Source organism: Streptomyces sp. CY-1 (assembly GCF_047218265.1).
In the GTDB taxonomy this organism is placed as follows: domain Bacteria; phylum Actinomycetota; class Actinomycetes; order Streptomycetales; family Streptomycetaceae; genus Streptomyces; species Streptomyces niphimycinicus.
The window spans coordinates 2,472,448-2,488,621 of record NZ_CP178393.1; the positions used below are offsets into that span (position 1 = coordinate 2,472,448).

Consider the following 16,174-nt stretch of genomic DNA (forward strand, 5'->3'; position numbering starts at 1 on the left):
GCCCGGCCCCCTGAGCAGCGGAAATCGATGAGGCACCACAGTGGCCGGGCGGCCGGGGCTGACGGAAAGGCGGGCGCCTCCGGCCCGGAAGCGCCCGCGGTGCGGTCATGTCAGCCCGTGTTGTCGGCGCGCCAGGTGACCGTGTGCACGGTGGTCGGGTTGTAGAAGAACTGTCTGCTCGCCTTGCTCGTCGTGACGCACACCGTGCCGTCCACCGGGACGGTCCCGTCGTTCGTGTACGTGGTGTATTCCACGTCGACGGCGCGGGACCCGGTGTTCTGGAACACGAGCCCGTCGGCGTCTCCGGACCAGTCACCGCTGGTCACCAGGACCGGGGTTGCGACGGGTGTGGGGTAGGACGCGAAGGTGTGGCACGTGGTCGGTGCGGCGGGCGTCGTGGGGAAGCGTCGTGGGGAAGGACGTGAGCTCGGAAACGACGGTGCCCCTATCGAGGGGTCTCCTCGGAAGTCGACACCACGTTCTGCCCCGAGGAGGAGTGCCGCCGGGTGAACCGCGACGGCCGCGGCCGCGACGTCTTCCGGGGCGGGTGCAGCTCGATGGTGAGTGAGGCGGCGGTGAAGACGGAGGAGTAGGTGCCGGCCGCCAGGCCGATGAGCAGGGCGAGGGCGAAGTCGGCGAGGGTGTCGTCGGCGAGGACGGCGAGGGCGGTGAGGATGAGTGCCGCGCCCATGCCCGTGTTGACGGTACGGGGCAGGGTCTGCAGGATCGCCCGGTTCGTCAGGCGGGGAAGCGGTGTGGTGCGGTCGTGGTCGAGCAGTTCGCGGACGCGGTCGAAGAGGACGACGGAGTCGTTGACCGAGTAGCCGATGACGGTCAGCAGGGCGGCCAGGAAGACCCCGTCGATGGGCTTGCCGAGCCAGGCGAAGGCGCCGATGACGATCACCACGTCGTGGGCGAGCGCGACGACGGCCGCGGTCCCGAAGAACCAGCGGAAGCGCACCGCGAGGTACAGCAGTTGGGCGCCCAGTGCGAGGGAGAGTGCGATGAGGGCGTTGCGGCGCAGTTCGTCGCCCATGCTGGGGCCGATCAGCTCGTCGCGGATCTTCTTCGTCTCGCCGCCGAGGTTGCTGATGGTTTCGGTGACGGTGGCCTCGTCGGCGTTGGTCAGGTTCTCGGCGCGCACCGTGAGCCCGGTGTCACCGGAGGACTGCACCACCGCGCGGGGGAACCCGGCGTCGGTGAGGGCGGTGCGGGCCCGGTCGGGGTCGACGGAGGTGCTGGTGGCGTACTCGATCAGCCGGCCGCCGGTGAACTCGATGCCGAAGTCCAGGCCGCGGACGAGGATGCCCGACGCGGCCATGACGGCGAGTGCGGCGGAGGCGGCCAGCCAGCGGCGCGGACGGCGCATCAGGAACGGGTCGCGGCGCAGCAGCCGGTCGCGGACCCAGCCGGTGCTCGCGATGCCGGTGACGCGGGGTCGGCGGAAGACCGCGGGGCGGTTGGCCGCGTACTCGGCGAGCACCCGGCTGATCACCAGGGCGCTGACCATCGAGGCGAGGACGCCGACGGCGAGGGTGATGCCGAAGCCGCGCACCGGGCCGGAGGCGAAGGCGAACAGGAGAGCCGCGGCGATCAATGTGGTGATGTTGGAGTCGGCGATCGCGCTGAGGGCTCCGCGGAACCCGGCCGTCAGTGCCGATCGGGGGGTGGAGCGGCTGCGGGCCGCGTACTCTTCGCGGGTCCGTTCGAAGACCAGGACGTTGGCGTCCACGGCCATGCCGATCGCCAGGACGAACCCGGCGAGGCCCGGCAGGGTCAGTGTGGCGCCGAGCGCGGCCAGGGCGGCGTAGGAGACGAGGGCGTAGCAGGCCAGGGCCGCGGTCGCGAGCAGGCCCATGAGCCGGTAGACGGCGATGATGAACAGCGCGGTCAGCGCGGTGCCGATGCCGGCGGCCCAGGCCGCGGCCTCGATGGCCGCATCGCCGAGCGTGGCGCCGATGGTGCGCTGTTCCACGGTCTCGACCGGTACGGGCAGGGCTCCGCCGGAGACGAGCAGGGCCAGTTCGCGGGCTTCGGTGTCGTCGAAGGAGCCGGTGATCTGGGTGGTGCCGCCCGGGATGCCGGTCCCGCACGGTACGGAGGGGTCGACCTGCGGCGAGGAGATGATCTTGTTGTCGAGGACGATGGCGACCCGGCGCTGCGGGTCACCGGCCGGGTGACAGGCGGCCCGTGCGGTGATCTGCCGCCATTGGTCCTGGCCGGTCTTGGAGAAGTCGACCGCGACGTGCCATCCGACACCGCCCTGCTGGTCGAAGCGGGCGTCGGCGCCTTCGACGTCCCGTCCGGTCAGATCGGCGGCCCGCAGGCGCAGGGGCTGTCCGGACTCGTCCGGCAGAACGCGCTCCTTGGCCGGATCGGTCGCCGGGGCGGTGGCGCCGTCGGCGGTCCGGGCCGGGCCGAGGACCGCGTGGACGGTGAGCTGCGCGGTGCGGCCCAGCACGTCGGCGGCTTTCTTCGGGTCAGATACGCCGGGCAGCTCGACGAGGATGCGGTGGTCGCCGGAGCGGACGAGGGTCGGTTCGGCGACGCCGAGCGCGTCGATGCGGGCGCGCAGCACTTCCACGGTGCGGTCGGTGGCCGCGGCGTCGGCGTCGGTGGTGGGGGTGGAGCGGGTTTCCAGCATGATCTGGGTGCCGCCGCGCAGGTCGAGGCCGAGGCGGACGGGCGTGGTGAGGGCGATGGCCAGCGATCCTACGATCACGGCGAGGGCGAGTAGCGCACGCACGCGCAAGGACTTGGTGCGGTTGTTCCGGCGGTTGTTCTGGCGGTTGTTCCGGCGTTTCAACACGAGCCTCCGGCAGGCACGCCGCGGCAGCGGCCCGCGCGGCCGCGACGGAGAAAAGGGTGATGGGTCGCGTCAGGTACCTGCGGGTGCCGGAGGGGCCCGGCCGCGGTCGTGGGCCGACCGGCCGGGAGAGGCGGGCGCGCACGCGGAAGGCGCTGAAGCACGGGTGCCGACAGCCGGGCCGGCATCCGCGTCAGGGGGGTCGGTGGCGTGGTGATCCGGTGGGCACGGGCGCTCGCCGAGGTGGTCGTGGCGGACCCTGGCCTGGGCCGCGCAGCCGACGGCACACGGGTCGTCCGCGTGGGGACCGGTGTCGGGGCGCTCGGCGCCCGTGGCCGCCGGGGCCGGATCGAGCACCGGAACGGAAGCCGCGGGCACCGGAACGGAAGCCGCGCGCGCGGCATCGGCGGGAACCAACGCCAGCAGGACGGCGAGGAGCGCGATGAGCGTCCCCGCGAGCGGGTGAACCGCGGTCGGGGTGCTGCGAGGTGCTGGGCGCATGCACCGTCCCCTTCCTGCGAGGTGCTCGACTCCTGCCGTGTGCTCGGCGTGGGGTGCCGGTCCGGGGCTCCGGCCGGGGAGTGGACGACCAGAGCCCCGGACGTCGGTGCGGGGCGGGCGTCAGGGTTCGATGAGACCTGCGCGGATGGCGTAGCGGGTCAGCTCCAGCCGGTCGTGCAGACCGAGCTTGTGCAGGAGGTTGGCCCGGTGGCGGTGCACGGTCTTGACGCTGATGAACAGGATCTCGGCGATCTCCTTGGAGGAGTGCCCTTCGGCGACGAGTTTGAGGACCTCCTCCTCACGAGGGGTGAGGAGCTGGTCGGGGTCTTCCTCGCCGTGGCGGACGCGCTCCAGGTAGTTGCGGATGAGGGCGGTGACCGCGCCGGGGTAGAGGAACGGCTCGTTGCGCATCGCGGCCCGGCAGGCGGCGACCAGGTCGCGGTCGGCAACCGACTTCAGCACATAGCCACAGGCCCCGGCCTTGAGTGCCTGGAACAGGTACTGCTCGTTGTCGTGCATCGTCAGCATCAGGATGCGCAGACCCGGCTTGAGCGCCGCCAGCTCCCGGGTGGCCTGAAGACCGGTCAGGCGCGGCATGGCGATGTCCAGCACGGCCAGGTCGATCTCCTGGCTCCGGGCCGCCTCGATGGCCTCGGCACCGTCCCCGGCCTCGGCGACGACCTCCAGGTCGGGTTCCCTGTCGAGGATCAGGCGTACGCCGCGGCGTACGAGAGCGTGGTCGTCGGCGAGCAGGATGCGGATCGGCTTCGCGGCCGTGGCGGACGGTGCCGAGGCCGTGGTGGGTCCGGGCGGGGTCGGATCGGGCATGGTCAGAGCTGCTTCCTGGGAGCGGGTGTGATGAGGCGGATCCGGGTACCGGTGCCAGGCGTCGAGGTGATGTCGAGGGTGGCCCCGGCGAGCAGGGCCCGTTCGCGCATGCCGCGGATCCCGGCGCCTTCGCAGGCGGCCTCGATGCCGCGGCCGTCGTCGGCGATCTCCAGCACCACCGCCTCGCCCACCCGGTGCAGGCTCACCTCGACCTGCCGCGCGTCCGCATGGCGGGCCGCGTTGGTCAGGCTCTCCTGAGCCACCCGGTACAGCACGAGCTCGCTCTCCCGGTCGAGGGTGGGCGGATCGGAATCGAGGCGGCGCACGACCCGCATCCCGGTGTGGGTGGCGAAGTCCTGCGTGAGCGAGGTCAGTGCGCTGACCAGGCCCAGGTCGTCCAGGACGCCGGGCCGCAGGCGGCGCACCAGGCGGCGGACCTCGTCCAGGCTCTCCCTGGTGATCTCCTGGGCCTGCTGGAGGTCCTCGCGCAGCGGTTCGGGGGCGTCGTCCGCGGCGCGCTTGAGCACCAGCAGGATCGCGGTCATGCTCTGCCCGACCTCGTCGTGCAGTTCCTGGGCGATGCGGCGGCGTTCCGCCTCCTGGGCCAGCAGCGCCCGGGCGCTGGACGTGGCGCGTTCGTGCTCCAGCCGGTCGAGCATGGCGTTGAAGGTGCGGATCAGCTCGGACACCTCGCTACCGCCGCCGGCGCCGGGCACGGGCAGCCGCTGGCCCGGGCGCAGCAGGTCGACGGTGGTCATCAGCCTGGTCAGCCGGTCCAGCGGGGCCAGGCCCCAGCGCAGCAGGGTGCCGTTGGCGACCAGCATGACGGCGAGACCGCCGACCAGGATGACCGCCTCGGTCAGCAGCACCGGCACGGAGACGGTCACCGGCGCCCACAGCAGCAGCGCCGTAGCGGTGCCCAGCACCAGGGCGTTGAGCCCGAAGATCCGCCAGAACAGTGACACCGGGGAAGTTCCTCCTTCTGCGCTCCGCGTGTGATCAGCTCTACTGTCGCCCATCGCACCCCGGCGGAGCCGCCACAACTGATCACGACCGAGCCTGACACAGCCTGCCTCCCGCACCGCGCGCGGTCGATGGGGCCCGTCACCCATATCCGAGGTCATCGGGTACCCACGCGCCCTTCCCCGCCATCGCCCCGTGGTCACCGCTGCCCCGGGCAAATGGGGTCCGCGCCCGATGGGCTTCCGACGCCGGGTCGAGCAGAGTCGAAGGTGCCCGAGCCGTCCGGTACGGCCAGTGCGCGCGGTCGTGGAGACCGCGGGCGGCGGAACCGGGCGGCTACTGCCGCGCCTGGCGCGCTTTCGCGAAAGGACCTCATCGTGCCGCTCGACACCGCCCAGACCGGCCCCCGCCCCGGGCGGCTGACCTCTCATGAAACCCGTCAGCGCCTCGAACACGCCCGCAACAGCCGCCTGGCTCAGCTACGTGCCCTCGACGAGAGCGCCCAGAGCACGGACGCCCATCTGGTGTCCGCGCAGACGGAGGCGATCCAGCGAGTCCTCACCGAGATCGACGAGGCGTTCGCCCGCGTGGAGGACGACACCTACGGCATCTGCCAGGGCTGCGCCAAGCCCGTCCCCGCCGAACGCCTGGAGATCCTCCCCTACACCCGGTACTGCGTCGCCTGCCAGGGCCGCGCCACCGCCTGACCCGCCCCGTCCGCCTCCTGTTTTCGTCTCCGCCCTGCTCAAAGGGGTGAAGTGGTGAACCACCAGACCATCGGCGACCGTGCCGCGCACCTGTCGCCCGAGGACCTCGCCGCGCTGCGGGAGAACCTCCACGAACAGCGCCTGTTCCGCCAGGAACAGTTGCGGCAGATCGCCGCGCCGCCCCGCGCCGAGGACCTGCTCCGGCGCCGCTCCGCGGCACAGGCCGAAGTGCACGTCAAAGTCGCCGCCTCCGCGCGCATGGTCCTCGCCGACGTGGAGGCGGCGCTGCGACGCATCGCCGAGGGCCGCTACGGCACGTGCCACCTGTGCCGTCGCCCTGTCGAGCGCGACCGGCTGATGATCGTTCCACAGGCCCGCTACTGCGCACGGTGCCAGCAGGTACGGGAGGCCGGACGATGACCGTCCGCCGCCGCTTCCGGCCCGGCTCCCCCGCCGGGCACCGGCACCGGCCCTGGCCGTTGTGCCGGCACTGCTGCGGCCTCGCCCTGGACCTGGGCAGCGCCCGCACCCGCGCCTGGATAGCCGGCCGCGGGATGGTCCTCGACGTACCCACCATCACCTTCCCCGGTGCTGGGGCGGTGTATCCGGTCCAGCGCGGCGCCATCGTCGACGTTCCGGGAACGGCCCGGATGCTCGACCGGCTCCTCAGCCACCGCCTGCCCCGCCTCACCCGCCCGCTGGTGGTGGTCACCGCGCCGGTGCTGGACGGCCCCGCCTACCGGGAACGGGCCCGCGCCGCCGTGGAAGTGCTCCGCCCCCGCGCGGTCCTGACCGTCCCCACCGCGCGCGCCATCGCCCTGGCCGCGGGCGCCGACCTCTCCCTGCCGCTGCTCGTGGTGGACATCGGCGCCCATCTCACCGAGGTGGTCCTCCTCGTCGACGGCCTGGTCTTCGACGCCCGCCGCACCGCCCTGGGCACCACCGACCTCGCAGACGCCGACGCCACGGCGGAGATCAGCGAAGCCATCAGCACCATGTTCACCTCCATGCTCCGGCAGGACCGCACGTCCCTCACCGCCGAGGCCCTGAGCCGGGGTGCCCTCCTGGCCGGTGGCGGCGCACTGCGGCCCGACCTCACTCACCGGCTCGCCGGCGGCACGCACGCGCCCTTGCGGGCGGTTCCCACACCGCATACCGCGGCGGTCCGCGGCGCCGCCACGATGTTGCGGGCCGCGCACGGACATCCGTCGGCCAGGGGCACGTCCCCACCCGGGCCTGGCCCGCTCTTCCGCTGACCTCGCTGCCCCCTGACCCCGCCACCTCACCGGCCGGGGTCTGCTGTACGCCACCCCCTGCCCCGGAAAGGAGAACCTGTGTCCGGCGTGCCACCACCCGCACAGCCCCCGGATCCCCCGCACCACGGGCTCGTGCACCCCATGTCGCTGTGGCGCTGGCGGCACAATCCGCTGTACCGGCGCACCGACCGCCTCCAGGGCCGGATCGCCCTGGCGATGTTGCTGCTCGTACCGATCCTGGGGCTCGGTGCCATGTTCGCCATCGGTGACGCCGCCCACCGGCACTACCGCGCGGCCGCCGAGCACCAGAGGCAGACCCTGCGCCTCACCACCGCCGTCCTCACCCACGACGCCCCGGACCATCCGGAGCCCGGATCGGCGGAGGCGAGAGAGAACCGCTATCCGGCCACGGTCCGCTACACCGACCCGGACGGACGGATCCGCACCGCCGAGACCGACGTCCTGCCCGGGCTCGGCGCGGGCAACTCCGTCGACGTGTGGGTCGACGCGGACGGAGCGATCGCCGAGCCGCCCATGCCCGCCGAGCAGATCCGCAGCCGGACCATGGGCTGGGCGCTCGTCGGCTTCCTGACCGTGACCCTCGCCGGTGCCGCCGCCTATCGCGGCGTCGTCGTGGTCCTTCGTCGGCGCAATCTCGCCCAGTGGGACGCCAAGTGGGCCGAGACCGCGCCACGCTGGACCACGTCCCCCTGAGCCTGCGCAAACGCTCACGCCTGCCCGGACCGACCACCTGGACGAGCGCGGCCGAGCCATGTCGTCGCCGGCCGCGGGGCGGACGGCCGGGCAGGTCGTCGACGGACCGCCGAGCCGACAGCGGCCGCGGATGCCTGTTGGCCAAGGGCGCGGCGGAACTGGTCCAGCATGATCCGACGGTCGCCGGACGGTCGTCGAGCTACTCGTGCTCCGCCATGAGGTAGCCGTGCTACGCCGCAGCACCCCGAGGCCGCGCTTGACCTGGGCGGACCGCGCGATCCTCACCGCCCTCGTCCGACTTCTGCCGAGAAAGCTGCGCGCAAACAGACTGGACCACCCAGCAGGCACGCAACCTCCTCATGGAACGGGAGACCGAGCATCCGAGTTCACGGTCCTGGTGCGGGACCCGGCCGGATAAGTTCGCAGGTCAGTGCGGCGGCCCTGGTTCGGAACCCCACAGGCTCAACGGTCGGTGAGCAGCCCGGCGTCATGTGCGAGGACGGCGGCCTGTACGCGGTTGGCGCAGCCGGTGCGGGTGAGGATCCGGCTGATGTGCGCCTTGACCGTGCCGGCGCTCAGATACATCTGATCGGCGATCTCCGCGTTGGACAGGCCCGTGCCGAGCAGCCGCAGGACATCCCGTTCGGCCGGGGTCAGCGCTTCGGTCCTGCGCAGAGCGGCCTCGGTGTCCCGGCCGGACCGTACGTGCCGTTCCAGCAACTGCCGGGTGATCTTGGGTGCCAGGACCGGTTCACCCCTCGCGGCGAGTTGCACGGCGCGGATCAGCTCGGCAGGACCGGTGTCCTTGAGGAGGAAACCGCTCGCCCCGGCCCGCAGGGCGCGCGTCACGCTCGCTCCCTCGCCGAACGCGGTCAGCATCACGACACAGGTGCGGGGCGAGAGACGGGCGATGTCCTCGGCGGCCGCGATTCCGTCCCGGGTCGGCATCTGGATGTCGAGGAGGGCGACGTCGACGTCCTGGGCGCGGCATGCCGCGGCGGCTTCCCGACCGTCGCCCGCCTCGGCGACCACCTCGATGTCCTCGGCGTTCTCCAGGATCAGCCGGATTCCCGTACGCATCAGTGCCTCGTCGTCGGCGATCAGGACTCGGATCATCAGCTCATCTTAGGACTGCCGTCGTCAGCAGTACGACGAGGAAGCCCACCGTCGGTAGGACCACGAGCAGCGCCACGCAGCCCGATCCCAGGACTCGCGGCCAGGTCAGGATCTCCTCCGACAGCGGCGCACGGGCCCCTTCCTGCCCGATGCCGCCAAAGGGAAGTCGGATCGTGTCCGGAGGGTTTTCAGTAAAGGCCCCCTCAAGCGCGGCGAATTCAAGGGGCTTCCCGTGGGTGGGCAGCCAAGCCGCCATGTGGAAACCGCCGTTCGCCAAGGCGCCCGCTTCGAACGTGCCGCCGAGCAACGAGACCCGTTCCTGGCAGCCGGCCAGCCCGCTGCGGCTTCCCCCCTGGGAGTGGTCCGGGGCGCGCGATGCCTCGTTGGTGACGGACACCTCGATCCCCTTGTCCATGCCTTTGACCTCCACCTTGGCGGGCGCGCCGGATGCGTGTTTCAGCACGTTCGTCAGCCCTTCGCGGACCACCCGGTGGATCGCCTGACGCGTACGGAGGCCCACCTCGGCCGTGTCGGGAACGGACCAGTCCAGCTCGACGATGCTGCCTGTCTGCCGGGATTCCGTCACCAGAGCGGTGATGTCCTCACGCGTTCCCCTCTCGTCCCCGGTCCTGTCCGTCAGGTCCGGGATGTCCACGTGCCGCAGGACACCGAGGATTTCGCGCAGTTCCCCCATGGCCGTACCGGCGGTCGTGCGCAGCAGCTCGGCCTGTCCGACGAGGGCGGGTGCCTGTCGCGCGGCGGCGAGTTCAAGCGCCCCGGCGTGCACCGAGATCAGGCTCAGCCGGTGGCCCAGGAGATCGTGCATCTCTCCCGCGATCCGGGCCCGTTCCTCCGTTCGGGCCGCCGCGGCGGTCAGCGTGCGGCTCTGTTCCAGATAGGCGTTGCGTTCCCGCAGCAGGCTGACCAGGGGCCGCCGCCGCCCCAACAGGGTCCCGGCCAGGGTGGGGAGCAGCAGAAGCAGCACCGCGGAGACCGCGTTGCCGGCCAGTTCCAACGGCAAGGCATCGGACCGGACCAGGGCACGGGCGACGGTCAGGGCACCGACGGTGGCGCAGGCCACCCCGACGGCCTGCCACGCACGCCGCTGCGGTGCGATACGACGGGTGGCGGACAGCACGACCAGCGGCACCACCGCCAGCGTCCACACGTTGTCACCCACGAGCAGCAAAGAGGCGCAGAGGACCGCGGCGACCGGCCGGACGCGCCGAGCGGGGACGATCAGCGCCGCCCACACCCCCTCCAGCACCGCCGTCGGCCGTTCCGGGGGCGCCAGCAACAGCGGTAGCAGGCAGAAGGCTGTCGCCAGGGCACAGACCAGCACCTCGCCGACGACCGTACGGCGCTCAGCGGCACGCATCGCGGCCCAGCTCTCGACCGCCTCGCGGCGCACCCACCGAGGCACCCCGGTCAGCGTGCGTCCCAGCCGTACGGACGGGGGCGGCGGCTGTGTGTCTTCGGGCACCTGACTCATGATCACCTCTGCCCCGCCACCGTGGATCTCCGGGAGGAACGGTAGCTGCTACGGCGGCGGTCTGCGCACGGCGGGCCCGGGTGTCATGCGCCCAGCCGGAGGCTCAGCTCCGCCCGCAACGCGGCCACGTCCACCTGGCCGGCAGCCAGCAGCCGTACGACCACGCCACCAGCCCCGGCGTCCGCATCCGTCGCCGACTCGTCGAGCATTGCGGACAGCAGGTGGACCGTACCGACCGTGGGCGAACCGTGCTCGGCGGCGGACAGCCGCGCGACCGCCACGGTCCGGTCGGCGGCAGCGGACAGCCGCACACCGTCGCCGCCGGGAACAGCGGCAGACGGGATCGCCGAAGCCGAAGAGACCAGGGAAACCTGCCGCACGCCGTGCCGGCGCAGCAGAGCCGGAGCAGCGTTGGCGTCCGACAGACTCCCGGGAAGCGAGTGCCCGGCAACGGACAGTGCCCGGTCCAGGGCCAGTATCCCCAGCAGGAGATCCACCGGCTCCGCCGCCGCGCGCCCGCACCGTACTGCTTGCCGCACGGCCTCGACGGACACCGCGAACAGAACCGGTGAGCCGTTCACGGCGGCCCCGGAGGTCCACGAAGTCAGCGCGCGGGTCAGGCGGTTACCGCTCTTGCCCAACGTTCCGGCCCGGCGAAGAAGGGTGACGCCGCGGGATTCCGGTACCTCGGTCTCCGCCGGGGCGCCCGCGTCCAGTCGGTCGAGCGCGGTTGCCGCGGCGGCCGGATCCAGCCGCTGCAGCAGCAGGGCTTCCCGTGCCCTGCTGTCCGGCAGGTCCAGCAGGGCACGGGCCACATGCCGGCAGCGCACCGCTGTCGTCCCCTCGGCGCGGGCCGACCTGAGCGCGAGCAGCAGGCACGCGCGCATCGCCCCGGTCATCCCGGGCAGCACCGGGCCGCTCTCCGAAGCCGATCCGCGCGAACCGAGGCCGAAGCGCCACCGTGCTTCACGCCAGGCCGCATCGACCTCCACCCCGTCGGCTTCCACCCCATCGGCTTCCGCGCCGGCTGCGACCGGCGCACCGTGCACCTCGTCGTCGCTCGCCCAACCGCGGCCCGCATGTCCGGAGATCATGCCGCCGAGCGCACCGGCCTTCCGCATCCCCGGGGCGATCGTCGCACCGGCGTCCGAGTCCCCCATCACGAGCGCGTCCAGCAGAGTGTCCGTCCCCACGGCCGGCAACTCGCGCCTGACCGCACGGCGCAGTGTCTCCACGAGCAGGTCCATGACGTCCGGCTCGAACTCTGTGGTCGCTCCGATCAAGGCCGTGGCGTCGGCGTGTGCTCCGGCCGCCCTTCGCTGATCCATCGAACATTCCCCTCGAAGCGCGGTGGCTTGGTCAGAACGACGCTAGACGTGCCCCCCGCGACACCGCGTCGGCCGACCGGCCACACTCCCGGTCCGATCGGCAAGCCGACTACGGAACATCAGCGACCCGGCGCACCCCGTCGTACGACGACCGGCCGGCGGATGTCACGCGGACCGCGGCCAGTTGGAATCGCGGTCGGCCAGGTCAGGGTCGCCCTGCCGGGGGCGCTCGTACGAGCGGGAGATGAAGGCCGGACATTACGGCTGCGGGCCGAGTGAGGGTGCCGGTGTCTGGTGCTTCAACGCTCCTGTGAGGGGACGTCGTTCGGCTCCCCCTCGGCCGATGGCTGGTCGGACACGGAGCTGCGGGATCTGGAGCCAATTCCCCAGGCCGCGGAGACCGCCGCCCGCCGCGCCGCGCTGTCCGCGCGCTTCCCGGGCGAGCGCCTGGTCGTCGCCGCGGGCAACCTGAAGACCCGCTCCAACGACACCGACTACCCTTTCCGCGCGTCGGTCGAGTACGCGTACCTCACCGGCAACCAGACCGAGGGCGGGGTCCTCGTGCTGGAGCCCGCGGGCGAGGGCCACCAGGCGACGATCTACCTCCTGCCTCGCTCCGACCGCGAGAACGGCGAGTTCTGGCTGTCGGGCCAGGGCGAGCTGTGGGTCGGCCCGGCGCGTTGGGCGAAGACCCTGATCGGCATCAGCTCGGAGTTTGGCACCCCGCTATCGTCGAGCTTCAACCAAAAAGAAGGTCAACACCGACCAGGTGTGTCAACAACGGGGCTTCTCCGGAGTCGAGTTCCCGTATTCCGCCAGACAAAGTGGCCTCACGGACACCGGCGGCACGGACGACTGCTCTGATCCCGCCGTGGCCGAGGGACTGGGCCTCCGCCCCTATCAGCAGGCGACGCTGCCCCTCGTCGAGGTTCGGCAGAATCGCCCTCAATTGGCTGCCAGCACGGCCCGTTGCCCATCCAACCCGCTCATGCCAGACCAACGAACCACCGAATGGAAAGCCACGAGTTAAAGATCTGCACGCCCTGAGCAGGGTCTTATGTGAGCAGGGGGATGTAGATCGTGTCAACGATCTCCTGGATGGCGTGCGCGGACATTGGCGCCAGGTCCATGAGCACTTCGTGTCGGAGCAGGTCGAAGGGCAACCGTGTGATTCGCGGAGTCAGCTTCGAACCATCGATCTCTCCTCGCTCGACGGCGCGCTGCGCGACGGACTCGATCAGCTCCCACCTCTCATCGATCAGGGACGCACGCAGCTCGGCGGGTGTTGTTCCCGTCTCTTCGAAGTAGGCGGCCAACTGTGCGGTCATGGCGACAGCGAACACAGTGAACGCCCCGTTGAGCTGTTCGAGCAGCCCGATCGTGTCATCGCGCAGCGATCCGGTGTCGGGATCGGTGAGCGGGAACTTGTCGCTGGCATGGCCGATGGCATCACGGACCAGCATGGCCTTGGTCGCCCAGTGACGGTTGACGACCGGGCGACTGGTGCCGGCGCCGTCCGCTACCGCGGCGAAGGTGAGGCCCGCGTAGCCGCGTTCCATCAGCTCTTCCCACGCGGCGTCAAGTAGAGCGGCCTGCAGTTCTGCGCCGCGCCGACGGCGGCGGGGGGCAGGCCCCGGGCTTGCAAGATGCATGACTGCATCTTATTGTGGATTTGGGCGGGCAGCAACCGGGCTGGCGCATTCCGTGTACGCATCTGGACCGTCGCCGCAGCCGCATTGCCCGCCTCCTGCCATGAAGGACATCCCAGGAGCGTAGATGTCACCCCGTAGCCAGTTCCGCGTGATGCGACCAGGCGGTTGCCTCGTCGTAGCGGGTGCCCGTTTTCAGGCATCCGTGGAGTATGCCCACGAGCCGATTGGCGAGCTGGCGCAGGGCGGCGTTGTAGCCGACTCCGCGGGCGCGTTGCCGCTGGTAGTAGGCGTGGGCGTTAAGCGAGACGCGCAGGGTGCTGAATGCCTGGGTGAGCAGGGCGTGGATGAGCCGGTCGTTGTGGACGTAGCGGGCCAGGGCGACCTTCTTGCGGCGGGCGCGTTTGAGCGCGGCGCTGATCTGCGCCACGGTCAGCCGGGCAGCTTGTGGCGGGGTTGGGGCCTTGCCGAGCAGTTCCAGCGTGTCGGCGGCGTCGAGGTCCTCGAAGGCGTCCAGCGCGGCGGGGGAAGTAGTCGCGCAGTGCATGCCGCCGCCGCTGGGTGTGCCGGGTCCGCTCCCAGATCAGGGTCTTGTGGGTACGGGTGATGACCTTGACCGCCTCGACTTGGGCGGAGTCCCCGGCGACGGGCCGCAGCTCGTGGCCGTGGGTGCGGACCATGTCGGCCGGCACGTGCGCGTCCCCGGGGTCGCTCTTGGCCCCGGAGACCCGCAGCCGGTCACGGAACCGGGCGGCCTGCGACGGGTTGACGGCCAGCACCGTGTACCCCGCGGCGACCAGGGGGCGCCCGCACGGGCCGCGGTCGGTCTCGATCCCCACCAGGACCTCGGCCTTGTCGGCGTCCTCCCCGGCCGGCTCACCCACGATCGGGTGCAGCCGGGCCATGCCCGTCACGCCCTCGGGCAGCCGGGCCCGGGCCAGCCGTCGGCCGGCGCTGGCCATCACCTCGATGTCGTGATGGTCCTCGGCCCAGTCATCTCCCACGAACAGTCGCAACGGTCCTCCGCTCTCGATGCCGATCACCTTCAGCGGCCTGCCGGAGAACCATCAGCGACCTGATCAAGCAGTGCTCACGCCGGCCAGAGGCGGGCACGCCATCCCATCAGCGATCAACTCTCCGGGCCGAACGGCAGGGGCACGGTCCTTCATCAGGACTCAACAGTCCAGGAACCAGGAGTGCTCACCTGTCGCTGGCTACCACCTGGAGTCTGCCGGAAGGCCAACTCCCCACAATGATGAGGAAACACACGTGAACACCCACACCGAAGCACAGCAGACCACCCTCGTGACCGTCGATGTGCACACCATGGGCCGCACGTTCGACGAGACCGAAGTCGACCGGTGGGAGCTCAAGGCCGCACGCCGGGCCCTGATGAACCTGAAGAACGTGGCAGGCGGCCAGGTGATGATGGACCTGCTCGCCGAGCAGATCGACGCCGGCGACCGCTACCACAAGGAGCTCGTCGCGGCCTCGGGAGGCACTTTCCGTGAGTCGCGCACCGAGTTCACCGTCCGCGGGCTCAGCGGCACCGACCTGGCCAACTGGTTCGCCGCGCAAGCCGGCACCGGCCGCTTCCAGGACAAGTCACTGCTCGTCAACGCCCACCCCGAGCACTACGTCGAACCGCCCACCTACACGGGCGGCATGGTGGAGACGATCGGCGGCCACCTCACCCGGTTCAAGGTCTCGGTAGTGCGCGAACTGCCCGCCGCTGTCAGCGCATTCCTCGACGCGTCCTACCCGGTGACGCTGATGAACGCCCTGCTCAGCCTGGACGACGCTACTCCCTTCGCGTACTGCCTGCACCAGGCGCGGGACACCGAGACCGGCGCGAACGTGGTGGTGCGCGTCGTCTATCCGTCGGCCGCCCCGGACTCGATGATCGAGGGTCACTGCGAGCACCTGGCGATCGAATTCCGCGGCTGGATCCGTAACGCGGCCGCTGCGGCGCGCTGACCCGACGAAGGCCACACCCATGGATTTCAAGGGAAAGAACGCACTGGTCACCGGCGCCGGTGCCATCGGTGGGCTGGGGTACGCGGTGGCGCGGATCCTCGCCTCCGGCGGTGCTGATGTCACGGTCACCGGACGCGACCCGCGGCGCGGTGCCCAGGTGGTTGAGAATCTCGGCGGGCGACTCCGCTTCCTGTCGGCTGATCTGAGCAAGGTCGAGGACGTGCGGCGGCTCGCCGACGCGGTCGGCCCCGTCAATATTCTTATCAACAACGCCGCGGTCCTGCTCGGCGCGACACAGGAACTCGCCGCCTTCGACGATGCGTTCGCTGTCAACGTGCGGGCTCCCTTCGTGCTCACCACGGTCCTGGCACCGCGGATGGCCGCGAACGGGGGCGGCAGCATCGTCAACATCTCCTCCACCGCCGCAGGCATCGGCATGCCCGCCATGGCCGCCTACGGCGCGACCAAGGCGGCGCTGGAGTCCCTGACCCGTGCCTGGGCCGCCCAGTTCGCCCAGGCGAACGTCCGCGTCAACGCCGTCTCGCCGGGTCCGATGCGCTCGGCGAAGGCGGTCGAGTCACTCGGCCAAGATGTCGGCGGATACGGCGACACGGTGCCGCTGGCCCGGGTGGCCGACCCGACCGAAGTCGCCGAGGTGGTCGCCTTCCTGGCCAGTGACCGGGCCAGCTTCACAACCGGGGCGATCGTCGCCGCCGACGGCGGCCGTTCCGCAGTCTGACCCGGCTCCCGCCTGCCCCACATGAGCCGAGCAGCAGCCCCATCGCAAATCCATCGTCGGCGGCGCCGTAGGCACCGCCGACGATGGTGCGCGGTCGC

The 16,174-nt window shown here is 71.3% G+C and carries 14 protein-coding genes and 3 pseudogenes; 7 read left to right on the plus strand and 10 right to left on the minus strand.

Annotation, left to right across the window (positions count from 1 at the left end; all coding sequences use genetic code 11):
• Nucleotides 1-110: 110 nt before the first annotated feature.
• The 4 genes from ACK1X7_RS10425 to ACK1X7_RS10440 form a co-directional block, all read right to left on the minus strand.
• Nucleotides 111-326: a hypothetical protein gene (locus ACK1X7_RS10425; RefSeq protein WP_385118181.1), complete on the minus strand. Its 216-nt coding sequence runs from the start codon at nt 324-326 to the stop codon at nt 111-113.
• 119 nt (nt 327-445) lie between these two features.
• Nucleotides 446-2,806, minus strand: coding sequence for a protein translocase subunit SecD (gene secD / locus ACK1X7_RS10430; RefSeq protein ID WP_413114993.1), 2,361 nt, complete (start codon nt 2,804-2,806; stop codon nt 446-448).
• Nucleotides 2,807-3,427: 621 nt separating this feature from the next.
• Nucleotides 3,428-4,135 carry a response regulator gene (locus ACK1X7_RS10435; protein WP_385143628.1) on the minus strand — a complete coding sequence of 236 codons (708 nt, stop codon included), beginning with the start codon at nt 4,133-4,135 and terminating at the stop codon, nt 3,428-3,430.
• Nucleotides 4,136-4,137: 2 nt separating this feature from the next.
• On the minus strand, nt 4,138-5,100 hold the full coding sequence (locus tag ACK1X7_RS10440; protein WP_385143630.1) for a HAMP domain-containing sensor histidine kinase: 963 nt from the start codon (nt 5,098-5,100) through the stop codon (nt 4,138-4,140).
• A 375-nt stretch (nt 5,101-5,475) separates the two neighbouring features.
• On the opposite strand from ACK1X7_RS10440, the gene ACK1X7_RS10445 reads away from it, so the two are divergent.
• From ACK1X7_RS10445 to ACK1X7_RS10460, 4 genes are all read left to right on the plus strand, one after another.
• Nucleotides 5,476-5,805 carry a TraR/DksA family transcriptional regulator gene (locus ACK1X7_RS10445; protein WP_208522184.1) on the plus strand — a complete coding sequence of 110 codons (330 nt, stop codon included), beginning with the start codon at nt 5,476-5,478 and terminating at the stop codon, nt 5,803-5,805.
• A 51-nt stretch (nt 5,806-5,856) separates the two neighbouring features.
• Nucleotides 5,857-6,225 (plus strand): TraR/DksA family transcriptional regulator, encoded by a 369-nt coding sequence (locus ACK1X7_RS10450; protein ID WP_351901317.1) that lies wholly within the window; start codon nt 5,857-5,859, stop codon nt 6,223-6,225.
• Complete coding sequence (locus tag ACK1X7_RS10455; protein WP_385143632.1) at nt 6,222-7,061, plus strand: rod shape-determining protein; 840 nt, start codon at nt 6,222-6,224, stop codon at nt 7,059-7,061. Before ACK1X7_RS10450 ends, ACK1X7_RS10455 begins: the two co-directional genes overlap by 4 nt.
• A 78-nt stretch (nt 7,062-7,139) precedes the next feature.
• Nucleotides 7,140-7,775 carry an Rv1733c family protein gene (locus ACK1X7_RS10460; RefSeq protein WP_413114994.1) on the plus strand — a complete coding sequence of 212 codons (636 nt, stop codon included), beginning with the start codon at nt 7,140-7,142 and terminating at the stop codon, nt 7,773-7,775.
• A gap of 462 nt (nt 7,776-8,237) precedes the next feature.
• Here the strand turns inward: ACK1X7_RS10460 and ACK1X7_RS10465 are convergent, their stop codons facing one another.
• The 3 genes from ACK1X7_RS10465 to ACK1X7_RS10475 form a co-directional block, all read right to left on the minus strand.
• Complete coding sequence (locus tag ACK1X7_RS10465) at nt 8,238-8,891, minus strand: response regulator (RefSeq protein WP_413114995.1); 654 nt, start codon at nt 8,889-8,891, stop codon at nt 8,238-8,240.
• A 4-nt stretch (nt 8,892-8,895) separates the two neighbouring features.
• A complete protein-coding gene (locus tag ACK1X7_RS10470; RefSeq protein WP_385143638.1) occupies nt 8,896-10,374 on the minus strand; it encodes a histidine kinase in 1,479 nt (492 codons plus the stop codon).
• A gap of 92 nt (nt 10,375-10,466) precedes the next feature.
• The gene (locus ACK1X7_RS10475; RefSeq protein WP_413114996.1) at nt 10,467-11,711 is read right to left on the minus strand and encodes a Clp protease N-terminal domain-containing protein; all 1,245 of its coding nucleotides are present in this window, start codon (nt 11,709-11,711) and stop codon (nt 10,467-10,469) included.
• 345 nt (nt 11,712-12,056) lie between these two features.
• Here ACK1X7_RS10475 and ACK1X7_RS10480 point away from each other — a divergent pair.
• A pseudogene (locus tag ACK1X7_RS10480) lies at nt 12,057-12,383 on the plus strand (aminopeptidase P N-terminal domain-containing protein); the annotation flags it as partial.
• Between the two features lie 106 nt (nt 12,384-12,489).
• Here ACK1X7_RS10480 and ACK1X7_RS48295 read toward each other — a convergent pair.
• The 3 genes and pseudogenes from ACK1X7_RS48295 to ACK1X7_RS10490 form a co-directional block, all read right to left on the minus strand.
• A pseudogene (locus tag ACK1X7_RS48295) lies at nt 12,490-12,701 on the minus strand (ISAzo13 family transposase); the annotation flags it as partial.
• Between the two features lie 65 nt (nt 12,702-12,766).
• Nucleotides 12,767-13,363 carry a TetR/AcrR family transcriptional regulator gene (locus ACK1X7_RS10485; RefSeq protein ID WP_413114997.1) on the minus strand — a complete coding sequence of 199 codons (597 nt, stop codon included), beginning with the start codon at nt 13,361-13,363 and terminating at the stop codon, nt 12,767-12,769.
• Between the two features lie 127 nt (nt 13,364-13,490).
• A pseudogene (locus ACK1X7_RS10490) lies at nt 13,491-14,322 on the minus strand (IS110 family transposase).
• Nucleotides 14,323-14,629: 307 nt separating this feature from the next.
• On the opposite strand from ACK1X7_RS10490, the gene ACK1X7_RS10495 reads away from it, so the two are divergent.
• Both ACK1X7_RS10495 and ACK1X7_RS10500 read left to right on the plus strand, forming a co-directional pair.
• Nucleotides 14,630-15,337, plus strand: coding sequence for a hypothetical protein (locus ACK1X7_RS10495; protein ID WP_390795309.1), 708 nt, complete (start codon nt 14,630-14,632; stop codon nt 15,335-15,337).
• Nucleotides 15,338-15,356: 19 nt separating this feature from the next.
• Nucleotides 15,357-16,076: an SDR family NAD(P)-dependent oxidoreductase gene (locus ACK1X7_RS10500; protein ID WP_390795310.1), complete on the plus strand. Its 720-nt coding sequence runs from the start codon at nt 15,357-15,359 to the stop codon at nt 16,074-16,076.
• Nucleotides 16,077-16,174 lie beyond the last annotated feature (98 nt).

Coding starts and splice junctions, on each gene's coding strand:
- ACK1X7_RS10475 (WP_413114996.1), bottom strand. CDS start 11,711: ATGGATCAGCGAAGGGCGGCCGGAGCACACGCCGACGCCACGGCCTTG.
- ACK1X7_RS10500 (WP_390795310.1), top strand. CDS start 15,357: ATGGATTTCAAGGGAAAGAACGCACTGGTCACCGGCGCCGGTGCCATC.
- ACK1X7_RS10465 (WP_413114995.1), bottom strand. CDS start 8,891: ATGATCCGAGTCCTGATCGCCGACGACGAGGCACTGATGCGTACGGGA.
- ACK1X7_RS10485 (WP_413114997.1), bottom strand. CDS start 13,363: ATGCATCTTGCAAGCCCGGGGCCTGCCCCCCGCCGCCGTCGGCGCGGC.
- ACK1X7_RS10455 (WP_385143632.1), top strand. CDS start 6,222: ATGACCGTCCGCCGCCGCTTCCGGCCCGGCTCCCCCGCCGGGCACCGG.
- ACK1X7_RS10435 (WP_385143628.1), bottom strand. CDS start 4,135: ATGCCCGATCCGACCCCGCCCGGACCCACCACGGCCTCGGCACCGTCC.